Here is a 13597-nt window from a genome sequence, read left to right as displayed (position 1 = left end):
TTGTCCCGATCATGAGGTGAGAACCTCGTTTCGTCTCGGCATGAGCCTTTGCACGACGATCGTCTCGATGCCGTCGGGCCTTCCGACCATCTGCCACAGCAGCAAGGCACCAGCCCAGAAAATGCCCGCTGCCACCCCGCCGCAAAGCGCCACACAGACAACAAGAGTGACGCCGACAGGCATGGCGACGAGCATCGGCCCCACCCAGAGCAGGAAGGCGATCATCGGCAGGCTCGCGGCCAGCGGCCGGAAAAAGGAATTCAATTGCGCGGCAAAACTCGCGCCGATCAGCCGCCGTGTGATGACGAGCGATGCGCCATAGGCGACGAGGACTGCCACAATCCGCGCGCCGAGCGCCCCCGCCACCTGAAAATAGGCGATGCCCAGAATGGTAACCGGGACCCTGACGGCGAACTCGACAAACATCCTGAGAGCGACATAACGGGTATTGTTCATGACCATCGCCAATGGCGGCATCATGTTTGTGGGAAGGCCAAGCAGGCTGACAAGGCACAGCCACTGCAGGATCGGCGCGGCCGATGCCCATTTCTCGCCGACGAGGATGCGCACGGTCGGTTCGGCGAGAAGGGCAAGTGCAATGAGAATGGGTGCTGCGACGAAGGTGATCGCATTGGTCGCCTTCAGATAGGCGGCGATCAGGTTGCGGCGGTCTTCGACCGTGGAGAAGGCAGCCATCAGCGGGCGCAGCAACGGTCCGACGAAGGTTTGATACGGAATACCGGCGATATTGTCGGCGACGCTGAAGGCACCAAATGTCGACAGGCCGGTAAAACGCGGCAGAAGCAGCCGGTCCAGCTGCCAGTTGATCGAACTCAGCACCTGCGACACGGTATTCCAGCTGATCATGTCCTGAAAATGCTTCCATTCGGAAAGGCTGAACGTCGGTCGCATCGGCGCAAGGACATAGGAGGTGATCATCGCCGCGGTCGGGCCGGCGACCGCTCCGATCGCCAGCCCCCAATAGCTGCCTGTTGCCACAGCGACCCCCACCCCGAACAGCAATGTCGATCCCTTGGCGATGAGATCGAGCGCGAACTCGCGTTTGAAATCGAACCGTTGCATGAAAAGAACCATGCGTGGACTGACCACGCTACGCATGGCGGGCGCGATCGAGAGAACGGCGACAAGGGCGAAAAGCCGGGAATCGTCGTAGACCAGCGCCATTGGCCAGGAGATGATCATCATCAGCAGGCTGATGGCCAGCCCTCTCAGCAGGCTGAGGGTGAAGGCCGTGGCGAACATCTCGTCCGAAGGCGACGATTGGCGCATCAGCGCCTGCGTCAACGGCAGATCCAGGATCGCCTCGACGATGACCAAGACCGACGTCGCGATGGCGACCAGGCCGAAATCCGCAGGGCTCAACAGCCTCGCTAGGACAAGGAGGCTGACGAAATCGAGCATCCGCGCGAGGAATTTTCCACTGATCGTCCAGATGCTCGCAGTCGCCGTCCTCTGAGATACGCTTGACATGATCTGTTTATCTATTTCTCGTCGAGGGGTTGAGACGGCGGTCGGGGCTGCAAGGCGGGCTGCTCCGTCCCTTTCCCCTCAACCCGGCCGTCTTCTGAAGACGCCGGCAGATCCGTCTCCGTGGCTGGACAGTTGTTGCTCAATGAGACCGGACAGACGATCGCGGAATACGGCTGAGGAGAATTTCAGCGAATGCGCGCGGATTGCATGCGGATCGATATCGTCCTCGACCTCTTCGAATGCTGCCATCGTTTCCAAAAGGGCTTCCGTCGTCTGCTCAGCGAAGCGAAAGCCGACCTGCGGCGCGGATACGGTTTCCCGGGCGCCGCCCGCATCGAAGGCCAAAACCGGCCGCCCTGATGCCATCGCTTCCACCGGCAGGATGCCGAAATCCTCCGTGCCCGGAAACAACAAGGCCCTGCATCGCGACAGGTGATCGCGCAACACGTTGAAGGGCTGATGGCCGAGAAACTGAACAGTCGGTCCGGCGATCGACTTCAGGTAAGAGAGTTGTTCGCCCTCGCCGATCACCACCAGTTTCCGGCCGGCCTCGGTGCAGGCGCGCACGGCGATATCCGGCCGCTTGTAGGTGGTTAGCTGTCCCGCATAGAGGTAGAATTCGCCTTTCCCCTTGCCCACGGCAAAATCGTCGGTCGCAACCGGCGGATGGATGACGACGGAGTCGCGGTCGTAGAAGCGGCGGATGCGGCTTGCGACATATTCGGAGTTGGCGACGAACACATCGACGCGCGAGGACGTCGTCACGTCCCAGGCGCGCAGCATGGGCGCAGTAATCGACATCAAGGCACGTCCCACCCAGGGCAGGCCATGGCGATAGACATGGAACTGATCCCAGATATAGCGCATCGGCGAATGGCAGTAGCAGACATGGAGAGCGTCGGCGCGTGTGATGATGCCTTTGGCGGGGCCGGATTCGCTCGACAGCACCAGGTCGTAATCCTGCAGATCAAACTGCTCGAGCGCAAAGGGCATCAGCGGCAGCATCTTGGTGTAGTGCCGCTGCGCGCCGGGGATCTTCTGCAGGAAGGACGTGCGGATGTTGCGCGTCTTCAGAAAATCGCTGATGCGATCCCGGTTGCAGACGAGGGTGAAGATGTCGGCCTGCGGAAACATCCGGCACAGCTCTTCCAGAACCTTCTCGCCGCCGCGCATCGAAACGAGCCAGTAATGCACGATGGCGACACGAGGTTGCCCGCTCTCTTTTGAGGTTCCGGCCTCGGTGACGCGTCTTTTCGCCATAACAGGCGCATCGGTGAGAAATGCCCTCGCGTCGGGGAGAGAGGTCGCTGCTTTAAGGGTCAACTGAATACTCCTTGTATCGCCACACCGTCTGCCGGCTCGAAAACCGCATTCGTCGAAATCAGGCTTTGGTATTCGGCAAGAAGCGCATCGCGCCATTCCTCGTGTGTCGAGGCGAGATCCGGCGACAGCCGGAAGGCCCGCTCGCTCATGGCGCGAACCTGTTGCGCGGGCATTTGACTGAATCGCGTCAAAGTATCGGCAAAGGCGCTTTCATCGGCCGTATCGCAGGCAAGCGCCATGCCGGCTCTTTCCATTTCTTCCGCGAGAAAGGCGCTACGCGACATGATGACCGGCAGACCGCTCCTCGCCGCTTCGATAGCGACGAGACCGAACGGCTCGGGATAGCGCGAGGGCATCAACAGCGCACGCGCCTTGCGGATGATCGGGCCGATCTCCGCATGCGACTGCCAGCCGACCGCCCTGACGTGATCTCCCGACGCTGCGACCCGCGGCATCAGCGGCCCGTCGCCGATCACGCAGAGCCTGACACCGGCTCGGCGCGTGGCGGCGACGGCGTCCTCAACGCCTTTTTCCTCGTCCAGCCGTCCGATGAACACCAACTCGTCATTGGCTTCCGCTTCGATGCGATTGATGGAGAGTGGAGCGACGGGATTGCGGATCGTCGTCAGCCGTTCGGGCCGATAGCCGGTGCCGACGAGAAAGCTCGCCATCTTCTCATGCAGCAGGATGATCCGGCCGAATTCGGCCTGCCCCTTCAGGAGCCGGAGGATATTCGAGCCGCGGGCAACCCGCCACAATTTGTGCGAATAACTTCTCTTGTCGCAGGCCGTCGCAATGCAGCCTCCGCCAAGCGGGCGTCGCAGGCAGATTTCCTGCGCCTGATAGTCGAAGAAGGCGCCGTTGGGGCAGGCCGTGAAGAAATCATGCGCATGAACCACGCATCGTCCGGCGACCTGCGCCAGCGCCTTGAAAATCGCCGGAGACAGGATCTGGTGCCAGCCATGCACATGGTAGACGGTGTTGGCGGTATCGTTTTCCGCAATCCAGTTCGCCACCATGCGGACGGCGGCGCCATTGTGAATGCCGGTGACGAATGCCTTCGCACGCTCGGCGCTGAGCAGGTCGCGGCTGTTCAGCCCGACCATCGAGACCCCGAGTGCGGCAAGCTCCGCATTGGCCGCATCATCCCCGCTGATATAGGTCACGGGGATGTCGAGCCCGCGAAAAAGCTTGGCAGACAGTACCGCCAAGCCTGTCGCGCCGCCTCTGGCCACCGAATAGTCGTCAATGACGACCACGCGATTGATCTTTGCCGTGCGGGGGCCGGGAAATCGGCCGATGCTTGCTGTGGATCGGAGGCCCTCGGAAAGCGACGGGCGCATTACTTCACCAAAACCGCGCCGTTGGCACAGGCTTCAAGCGCCTTGCGGTTGAGAATGCGGATCTTGCCCTGCCCCCCGTCGATGATCTTGCCTTCCCGCAGGCGCCGAAGGCATTGATTGACCTTCTCGCGCGACGCCGGCAGCGTCGCGGCCAGGTCATTTTGTGAGATGAACAGTTCGTCCCCGCTGTTTGCCGCGTCTTTTCCATAAACAGCCGAAAGCCGCAGTAGCGTGCTGGCCAGCCTCGACTGCAGACTCGACGCCGCATTCGAAATGATCCGGAGTTCAAGCTCCGAAATACGCGCCAGCGCCCTGGAAAAGACCTTTTCGCGGAAGGAGGCATCGCTGGCATACATGTCGCGCAGTAGGCGACCTTCGAAGAAATGCAGCTCGCAGTTGGAGCCGGCTCGGTATTCGAGGCTCAGTGTCTGCCTGCGCAGAACCTCGAGCTCGCCGATCAGGCCTGATTTCGGAATGATCTCGACAATGAATTCCCTGCCGTCGGGCAGCATCGTGCTTGCGCTGACCACCCCGGAATGCACGCGCGCGAACATATCGACCAGGACGCCGGCCCCGGCAATGACCTCGCCGCGCCGGAAGCGCCGGACGCTCGACCGGCAGGAAAGAAATTCATCGTCAAGCACGATGCGGCTGCCGAGATGAATGCCGCCGCTCGCCGATATCGTCGGCTTGCCGATGCCGGCCCTGCGGTCCGTTGCGTGCGTCACCCCGTCCATGCGCATAACTCCAATACTCGAATAACGATAAGAATGCTGCACTGCATCATTTATATTACCTTAATATCCAAGTCAAATAACATCGCCGAGATTTAACGTAAATATTGAGATTACAGTTAGCTGAAAGCACAAAAATACATCATTTGTCGCGTTAATAACCTCGATAAGACCAAATAAATCCAATCTGATTGAAATTTGCGCTTATTAAAAAGTCTTTCTGATTAAAAAATATCATTAATCCGAATGACGATATCATAAACATAGATGTATCTGCGCGACTTAACCACCATTGGGTAGTTTATATCCTGATTTAGAATGAAAATAATTTGCCAGACGCCGCGATCGGATCTCTCTTCTGCGGTTTCGTAGCATAAAGTATTTATTAAGGATTATGACCTTGGTAACAGACAACAAGAGTGCGGCGCAGCAAAGTTTGAACGGTTCTTAATCGGAAAGTTTTGGAGACCCCCAATGGCATGGGATGCACATAGTTTCGAGGCATGGTCGCGTGTCGGACGGCCTGCGAAAGACGGCGACCTCCATGCGTCCCGGCCTCGTGCAGCGGGCAGATCGGTCAAGCGCGCGCTCGACCTTCTGTTGGCGATCACCGCCCTGATCCTGCTTTCCCCGCTTCTGCTGCTCGTCGCAATGATCGTGAAATTCTCCGACCGCGGCCCGGTCTTCTATTCCCATACGCGCATCGGCTTCGGCGGAGCGCCGTTCGGATGCCTCAAGTTTCGCACGATGAAGACCGATGCCAGCGCGCAGCTTGCCGAATTGCTGCAAAACAGCGCGGCTGCGCGCAGCGAATGGGAAGCAACGCGCAAGCTGAAGGATGATCCGAGGATCACCGCCGTCGGCGACATTCTGCGACGGTCGAGCCTCGACGAGCTCCCCCAGTTGTTCAATGTCCTGCGCGGCGAAATGAGCCTGGTCGGCCCGCGGCCGATCACCGCTGAAGAATTGCCGCGCTACGGCGAGCACATCTGGGCCTACATGGCCGTCCGTCCTGGACTGACCGGTCACTGGCAGACCAGCGGGCGCAACGATGTCAGCTATGAACACCGGGTTTCCCTCGACGTGCACTACCTCAATAACTGGTCGCTCGGCCGGGACTTGATCATCATCGCCAAGACCATCCCAGCTCTGTTTTCGCAGCGTGGCTCGTACTGAGCATTAAAGGGGAAAGCTGCCGACCATGTCCGTCGCAAGATGCGCTACCCCTTCGTCCTCTCCAGGCTGCCAGTATCTCGTAACTCCGTAATCTCGCCATTTTGGATTAGGACGACATGACCTCAAGCACGATCTTCAGCGGTGTTTCCCCGATATCCCTGCCTGCCGCGGCAGCCGCTGGCGGGAACTCGCCACTGACCCTGCGGGACATGCTGTTTTTTCTCAGAATGCGCTGGCTATGGATCCTGGCTACGACCTTTGCCTTCCTTGTCATCGGCGGCGGCTACCTTCTCACCGCCGCGCCGACTTATGTTGCCAGCACGCAACTTGTGATCTTCCCTCAGGTGAACAGCTCCGAAGCTCAAAGAGCCTTCGCGGAAGACGCATTCATCGAAGGGCAGCTGGAGATTGCCAGATCAAGCGATGTCGTCGACGGAACGGTAAGAGCGCTCGATCTTGATAGCGATCCCGACTTTGTCGATTGGAAACCTTCGCTTCTGGACAAGTCGAAGGACTGGCTTCTGGGAGTTTCTGCTCAAGTGGATACGGGGCAGGAAGCGGCAGGCATGAGAGCGAGTGATACGCCATCCAGACCGCGGACGGAGCAGGAACAGCTCCACGACCTGGCAATTGCCACGCTGCAGAACATGATGGCCTTACGCCGGATCGGGAATTCGACGATCATCGAGATATCAGCCGCAGCGTCGACCCCTCAGAAGGCGGTCGCCATCGCCGATATGCTCGCCAGGCAATATATCCAGAAGAATATCGCAATGAAGGCCGATTCCTCCCGCCAATACAGTGACTGGCTGGAGAAATTCGTGAGGGAGCAGCAGCGCGGCCTCGCCGATGCCTCCAGCGCCCTGAACACATTCAACAGCAACCCGCGCGACCAGTTCAAGCTTGCGGAGCTGCAGAGCGCGACCGATGCCCGCCGCACCCTTTATGAAAGCACGCTGACCCAGCTTACCGAAGCCAAGCAGCGCATAACCTACCCCGTATCCGACGCCACGATCGTCTCGCGGGCCACGCTGCCTCTTTCGAAGGCGAGGCCGCGCAGCACGCTCATCATCGCCTTTGCCGGGGCGGTCGGCCTCGGCGTCGGCCTGGCGCTCGCCATGGTAAGGCACGCCAGCGACCGCCGGATCGTCCGTCCCCAGCAGATCGCGGATGCCGGCGGAGTGTCCATCGTGACCTTGCTGGCAAGATCGAAGCAGAACCGCAATGGGCATCCAGCCGGCGCCCTCGCCGCCGATGCGGGCAGCATCAATACGGCGGCCTATCCTGTTATTCCCGGCATGGCGGAATTGAGCGCAACCGTCGTCGGTCTTCGGCGCAAACGCCGCGTCGTCATCGGAATCGTCGCCGTCGATCCGGGCAGCGGGACATCGACCATTGCATGCGAACTGGCGGCGCTGTCGTCGATGTCAGGTGCGCATACGCTGCTCATCGATGCGGCAGCGCAGAATTCCTCGCTCAGCAAATCGATCGCGCCCCATAGTTCCACAGGTCTCGTCGATGTGCTCGACAATGGCGAACTGATCCGGACGGCGGCGTTGCCCCTCACCCCGACCCTGAAATTCCTTCCGCTCGGTAAGGTGGAAGCCGTGACGCCGGCCGTTCGTCTAAGCTCCCGCCGCACGCAGTTGAGCTTCGCCGACCTGAAAAAGGAATTCGACGCCATATTCGTCGATATTTCCGCATTCTCGACTTCCCCCGATGCCAATGCGATCGCGCCGGAGTTGGATGGCGTCCTTGTCGTCTCCTCGCATGGGCGCACCTCGATCGACGATACCGTGCGCGTCATCGAGACCATGCGCAATGTCGGCGCCGAAATCCTCGGCGCGGTCATCAACCAGGCACCGAAGAGAATAGACTCATGATCTCACCTTCGGCAGGAACAGCAAGTCGGGGCCGTCCATTGCGAATTGCCTTGGGGATCGCCTCGGCGGGCCGCCCTTCGATATTGCGGGAGACGATCGATTATCTCACCGGCTTGCCGGATCAGGCGGGACGGCTCATTGTCTGCGTGCCCGTCATCGAGGACGCGGCCGGGCTTGCCGACCGCCGCGATGTGGACGTCATCGTCGGCAGCCGCGGCCTGACCGCCCAGCGCAACAGGATCATCCAGGCTGCTGCGGCTGATACGGACGTTCTGATCTTCCTCGATGACGACTTCATTCCCGCCGCGACTTTCCTGTCGCGCATGGCGGCTGTCTTTGCAGCAAAGCCGGACGTGGTAATCGCCACCGGCGAGGTGCTGGCCGACGGCGTCCTCGACGGAGGCCTCAGCATGGCGAAGGCCTTGGAGGTTCTCCACACGGCAGGCGAAGGCGCCGAGCATGTGGCGGATGTCTACAACGCCTATGGATGCAACATGGCGGTTCGCCTTGCGCCCGTTATCGAGCACGCCCTGACCTTCGACGAGCAGTTGCCGCTTTACGGCTGGCTCGAAGATGTCGATTTCAGCAGATCCATCGCCCGCCACGGCCGGTCCGTCTATGTCGAAGGCGCCCGCGGCGTGCATCTCGGCGTCAGATCCGGACGCCAGCCCGGCCGAAGGCTTGGCTATTCGCAGGTCGCCAATCCTGTCTACCTGATCCGCAAGGGCACGATGTCGAAAGGCCGCGCAATCGCGCAGATCGGCCGCAACATTCTGGCCAATATGTCGGGCACCCTGTTGAAGGACCGGCTGATCGACCGGTGGGGACGTTTGAACGGCAATTTGCTGGCGCTATCCGATCTTCTCGTCGGTCGCGCCTCTCCGTCCCGCATTCTCGAATTCGGCACTCCCTTGCCGCGCGAGATGCCTTCACCGTCGATCGCAACGAAGCGGAGATAGACCAATGCAGCCTACATCCTTGTTCGATCGCCTCGTCTCCACGGCACTCGCCTTGTTGGCATTCGCCTGCCTGACCGGCTGGAGTGTGGCCCACGCGCAAACATTCACTCTCGTGCCGGAAGACAAGGTCAGACTGCGCGTCGTCGAATGGCGGTCGTCGGATTCCCGCTATGCCAGTTGGGAGGCCCTCGACGGCGTCTATACCATTGACGATGCCGGCAATCTGTCGATCCCGATCGCTGGCCACCTGCAGGCGAATGGAAAGACGACCGAGCAGCTTGCCGATGCCATTGCCAGCGCGCTGGCCGAAAAATCCGCACTTCCGGGCAAGCCATATATCGCCCTGGAGATTGCCGAGCATGCACCGATTTTCGTGGCCGGAACCGTGCAGACCCCCGGCCGCTATCCTTTTGAACCCAACATGACGGTGATGAAGGCCGTCAGCATCGCCGGTGGCTTCCTGCGGGAACGCGAGGACAACACCTATTTCGAGCGCGACCGGATCCAGGCTGCCGGCGCCTACCGGACGGCCGTTATCAACCGGCGCGATCTCCTGATGCGGCAGGCGCGGCTGCGTGCCGAGATCGCCGGCCAGCAGAGTTTCGAGATCCCTGACGAACTGGTGGGAACGCCCGACGTCGACAAGTTGAAGGTACAGGAATTGAACCTGATGCGCTTGCGGCGCGTCGATATCGACAGCCGGATCGAAGCGGCGAACGACCTGACGCGCCTCTATGGCCAACAGGTCGAATCGCTCACGGCCAAGATCAGTTCGCAAAAACGGCAGATCGACCTTGCCCAGAAGGAACTGGACAATGTCAACAGCCTGGTGAGCAAAGGCCTGGTCAGCAATTCCCGCCAGGTCTCGGTCGACCGCTGGGTGGCGGATGCGCAAGGCACTCTGATCGATCTCGAAGTCGCCCTGACCACGGCTCGCCAGGGCCTTAGCGAAGCCGACCGTTCCAAGATCAATATCGTCAACAGGCAGAACAGCGAAAACCAGGACCTGCTGAACCAGGTCAATCTCGCGATCGGCAGGGCGGCGATCGATATCCAGGTAGCCCAGCTACTCGGCGAACAGGCCGGCTACGACGCCCAGCTTGCCCAGATCAACACGGACGCGCCGGGGCTCGGCCGGGCAAAAAAGAACTACAGGATCGTGCGTCGCAATGACGACGGAACCTCCCGCGACATCGTGGCGGACGAGCAAACCGCATTGCTGCCGCATGACCTCGTCGAGGTCGGTCTGGACACGGCCCCTCAGGCGCCATCCTCGTCGCCGCAGACAGCACCGCAGAAACAGAGCTCGACGGTCCCATCATCCGACGTGGCCGGAGACAATCGCTCCGCTCCCGGCTGGATATCCCAGACCGGATCGAATTAGGAGGCGATTGTGATCATCAACGACAGCCGTCGGGCTTTCGCCTCGCTCATCCCGCCGAAAGCTGGATGCCGTTTTTCGGCAAAAGCCAGGCCTCGGCCGCTCGCCCTTCTGCTCGGGATCTGAAGCATGTCGATAGAGCCGATCGGTTTCATGGTTCTGCTGCTTGGCGTGCTCAGCATGCTGAACGGCGCGCGCCTGGCCATCACCGTCCTTTGCCTTTCGACGCTGCTCGGCGCCGCAGCGGCTCTGCAGTTGCCGGCGCTCGGCGGCAGCAGCATCCAGCCGAGCCATCTTCTGGTCCTCTTTCTGGTTATGACGGTCCTGCTGCGCCCGGTTCAGATGCAGGCGACGCTCGCCAGTATCGCCTATCCGGGCCCCGGCTTCTGGTTTGCCTGCTACATCCTGTTCTCCGTGGTGTCGTCCTTCTTCCTGCCCCGTATTTTTGCCGGCGCGACCCTCGTTTACTCCTCCGCCAGAGACCCCTCGGGGATGATGTCGACGGTAGCGGCTCCACTGGCTCCGGGTTCATCCAATATCAGCCAGTCCGTCTATCTTCTCGGCGACCTCGCCTGCTTCGCCGTCGTCGCCGGACTTGCCCGGTTGGGATATGGCCGGTTCATCGCGCAGCAACTGATCGTCGCGTCGATAGCGTGTTTTGCCTTCGCGCTGATCGACCTCGCAACGTTCCAGATCGGCCAGGCCCAACTGCTCGATATCATCAGAAATGCGAATTATACGATGCACACAGCCGAGACCATCCACGGTTTCAAGCGCATCGTCGGCCCCTTTCCCGAAGCAAGCGCTTACGGCGCCGTTGCATTGGCTTATTTCGCCTTCACGCTCATGCTTTGGCTGGAGCGCGTCCAAAACCGTATGGCTGGGTTGGCAACTCTTCTCATCGGCCCGACCATCGTGCTCTGCACCTCGACAACCGCCTATGTCGCCGGCGTCTTCGTTGTCTGCATGTTCGTGTTGTTCTGCCTGAAACGACTGATCGGCGGTTCCGCCACGACCCCGCACGTGACTTTCCTTGCGATCACGCTGTTTTTCATCCCCTGCGCCATCACCGCGCTCAGCCTTGTCCCTGACGCGTGGAATTCCATCTCAGGCCTCCTGACCACCACCGTATCCGACAAGCTGCAATCGCAGTCCGGCGAAGAGCGCACCGCCTGGAACACCCTGGCATTGATTGCATTTGTCGATACCGCCACCTTCGGCGCCGGATTGGGCACGGTTCGAGCGTCCAGTTTCATTGCCGCATTGCTGTCCAATGTCGGCTTGACCGGCACAGCCCTATTCGCCGTCTTCGTGTACAGCCTGGTGAGGGCAGCCGGCCGGTACAAATCCGGCGACCGGGAAACCCACGCGATCGGAACCGCCGCCGTGATGGCATCCATCGCACAGATCGGCTCCGCAGCGATATCGGGAAGCGGCACGGATCTCGGCTTGCTGTTCAGCACTTCGGCGGGGCTGGCCGCGGGCTGCCTGGCCGGAGCTTATGTGCCGCGGCATCGGGCAGCCTCATCGCTTACGAACCGGCGTCCCCTGGAGGCATCGGCATCTCCTTTGAGAGCGCCGATGTTTTCGACGCCATGACGCCCGCTCGGGACTTGCGAGATCGCGGCGAATGGCAGCCTGGCGCAGCCGGACACGGGCGAACACGAGTTCGCGGCCGCTCGGCCGAGCCTCATCCTCCAGGGATTGCCGGTGAAATCAGGCTGCCGATCGCAAACGATCCCAGACCGCGATCCGGGGAAGGATATGCCGCAGCTTCCGTCTCAATGTCAGCTCTGCTGACGCTCGCTGGCGGCAGAGACACTGTCTGGGGAATTGCTCTGCCGCAGTCTGGCATTGCGCCGCAGGACACCCGACAGGAAGACGCCCGTGAGATAGCCGATCTCCATCAGCACGAGGATCGCGATACCGGATCCGATCGCCGCAACCGTGGAGGATCCATCCACGAAGGCCACGCCGCCGAAGCCGATTGCCACAAGCAATGCGAAGATGGCGAAAGCCCAGGCGCGGATGCAAGCACCGGCAGCTATCGAAATCACGGCGGCGATGAGCGCGGTGATCAGCATTCAAATACCTCTTTTCGCTGCAGCCCGACATGCGCACCGGTCCCCATCGTCGTGCCAGGGAAGAAGATATCGAAACGCAGCGTCATCGCAGGCAAGGCATTCTTCATGGTGAATATCTCAACAATGAAACACGCGAAAACCGCCGGCAGCCGGACGCCGATCAGTCAACGACCGAGGCTGTATCTCGGCAATATATACCGGACCGGGCTTTCATACGACAGCCCCTTCGGCTCAATCAACAACTGTTCCCTCGGCTTGGAAGGCGACAGCGATTTTGCGCTGTCAAGGACGATCGGAAAGGTGAAGACATGAACAATCAGTGCGTCGTCTACGTTACAGATGTCGAATATTCATTTCCGACTATTCTCTCGGCGCTGCAGGCTCGCAAATTCGCAAGCCCCGCGACCGATGTCTGTGTCCTCATGTCGGAACATCTCGATAATTTCGACGAACTGAAAGCCCTGCTGGCAACGAGCGGGGTCGACTTGATCGATGCGACCGAAGCGCTGCAGGACTCGCTCGGCAAGCTCGATGGATCGCATTTTCAGGGGCGTATCAGCGTCAGCACCATGGCCAAGCTGGTCCTTTGCGAGATCCTGCCTGCCAACTATACCCAGATCATCTACCTCGATGGGGACACGCAGATCGTCAGCGATCTCGGCGAGCTCGAAAATGCGGCTGTGCCCGAGGGCAGGTTTTTCGCGGCGCGCGATTACACGGCGATCCATGACTTCCTCGACAGCGGAAAGAACAGCCACTACTTCAACGCGGGGGTCTTGAAGTTCCACCGCATCGGCTGGATCGGGCTGGAGGCGCTTGAGCTTTTCGCTAGAAATCCTGAAGCCTGCGAGGGCAAACATGATCAGGGCGCATTGAACTACGTCTGCGGCTCATCGCTCATCCTCGTATCGAACCGCTGGAACTTCCCCAAACAGTTCCTTCATCTGGTCAACATGTCCTCGCTGTCTATCGTCCATTATATGGCGCATCCGAAACCGTGGCATGGCACCTTCTTTCCCTGGACCGATAGGGAAAGCCAAGTCTATGTCGACCTGCGCAAAGCGCACCCGATTTATAACTCGCTGTATCGCGGAATAAGCTTCGATCGTAAGGCCCTGTATAAGTACCGGTCGATGCGGGCGCGCATCAAACACGCAATCGAGGCGAACGGACCCAATCCGCGAGTCCAAAGCCTGCTGGTTGGCGATTACGCCGTGTGATGC

The 13597-nt window shown here is 60.3% G+C and carries 11 protein-coding genes; 6 read left to right on the top strand and 5 right to left on the bottom strand.

The genetic code is table 11. The features are described from left to right. Positions 1 to 9: 9 nt before the first annotated feature. The 4 genes from ACS4RS_RS11960 to ACS4RS_RS11945 form a co-directional block, all read right to left on the bottom strand. Positions 10 to 1491 (bottom strand): oligosaccharide flippase family protein, encoded by a 1482-nt coding sequence (locus ACS4RS_RS11960; protein WP_439010802.1) that lies wholly within the window; start codon positions 1489 to 1491, stop codon positions 10 to 12. Between the two features lie 78 nt (positions 1492 to 1569). Further along, the gene (locus tag ACS4RS_RS11955) at positions 1570 to 2814 is read right to left on the bottom strand and encodes a glycosyltransferase family 4 protein (RefSeq protein ID WP_439010803.1); all 1245 of its coding nucleotides are present in this window, start codon (positions 2812 to 2814) and stop codon (positions 1570 to 1572) included. Continuing rightward, positions 2811 to 4157 (bottom strand): glycosyltransferase, encoded by a 1347-nt coding sequence (locus ACS4RS_RS11950; protein ID WP_439010804.1) that lies wholly within the window; start codon positions 4155 to 4157, stop codon positions 2811 to 2813. The genes ACS4RS_RS11955 and ACS4RS_RS11950 overlap by 4 nt, the downstream gene beginning before the upstream one ends. Continuing rightward, a complete protein-coding gene (locus ACS4RS_RS11945) occupies positions 4157 to 4894 on the bottom strand; it encodes a helix-turn-helix domain-containing protein (RefSeq protein WP_439010805.1) in 738 nt (245 codons plus the stop codon). The genes ACS4RS_RS11950 and ACS4RS_RS11945 overlap by 1 nt, the downstream gene beginning before the upstream one ends. A 471-nt stretch (positions 4895 to 5365) precedes the next feature. Here ACS4RS_RS11945 and ACS4RS_RS11940 point away from each other — a divergent pair, with 471 nt between their 5' ends. The 5 genes from ACS4RS_RS11940 to ACS4RS_RS11920 all read left to right on the top strand — a co-directional run bounded on the left by ACS4RS_RS11940 (position 5366) and on the right by ACS4RS_RS11920 (position 11889). Beyond that, on the top strand, positions 5366 to 6067 hold the full coding sequence (locus tag ACS4RS_RS11940) for a sugar transferase (protein WP_184697070.1): 702 nt from the start codon (positions 5366 to 5368) through the stop codon (positions 6065 to 6067). A gap of 116 nt (positions 6068 to 6183) precedes the next feature. Next, positions 6184 to 7950: a Wzz/FepE/Etk N-terminal domain-containing protein gene (locus tag ACS4RS_RS11935; RefSeq protein ID WP_439010806.1), complete on the top strand. Its 1767-nt coding sequence runs from the start codon at positions 6184 to 6186 to the stop codon at positions 7948 to 7950. Beyond that, positions 7947 to 8909, top strand: coding sequence for a glycosyltransferase (locus ACS4RS_RS11930; protein ID WP_439010807.1), 963 nt, complete (start codon positions 7947 to 7949; stop codon positions 8907 to 8909). Before ACS4RS_RS11935 ends, ACS4RS_RS11930 begins: the two co-directional genes overlap by 4 nt. Positions 8910 to 8913: 4 nt before the next feature. Beyond that, the gene (locus ACS4RS_RS11925; RefSeq protein ID WP_439010808.1) at positions 8914 to 10293 is read left to right on the top strand and encodes a polysaccharide biosynthesis/export family protein; all 1380 of its coding nucleotides are present in this window, start codon (positions 8914 to 8916) and stop codon (positions 10291 to 10293) included. Positions 10294 to 10419: 126 nt separating this feature from the next. Then, on the top strand, positions 10420 to 11889 hold the full coding sequence (locus ACS4RS_RS11920; protein ID WP_439010809.1) for a hypothetical protein: 1470 nt from the start codon (positions 10420 to 10422) through the stop codon (positions 11887 to 11889). 188 nt (positions 11890 to 12077) lie between these two features. Here the strand turns inward: ACS4RS_RS11920 and ACS4RS_RS11915 are convergent, their stop codons facing one another. After that, entirely contained in the window at positions 12078 to 12374 is a 297-nt protein-coding gene (locus ACS4RS_RS11915) for a hypothetical protein (RefSeq protein ID WP_439010810.1), read from the bottom strand. Between the two features lie 308 nt (positions 12375 to 12682). Between ACS4RS_RS11915 and ACS4RS_RS11910 the strand changes: the two genes are divergently transcribed. Continuing rightward, positions 12683 to 13594 carry a glycosyltransferase gene (locus ACS4RS_RS11910; RefSeq protein ID WP_439010811.1) on the top strand — a complete coding sequence of 304 codons (912 nt, stop codon included), beginning with the start codon at positions 12683 to 12685 and terminating at the stop codon, positions 13592 to 13594. Positions 13595 to 13597 lie beyond the last annotated feature (3 nt).

Source organism: Rhizobium sp. F40D2, assembly GCF_051810745.2.
Taxonomy (GTDB): Bacteria; Pseudomonadota; Alphaproteobacteria; order Rhizobiales; family Rhizobiaceae; genus Rhizobium.
Note: the sequence above shows the minus strand (reverse complement) of the source record. Positions and strands in the feature narration are given on the sequence as shown.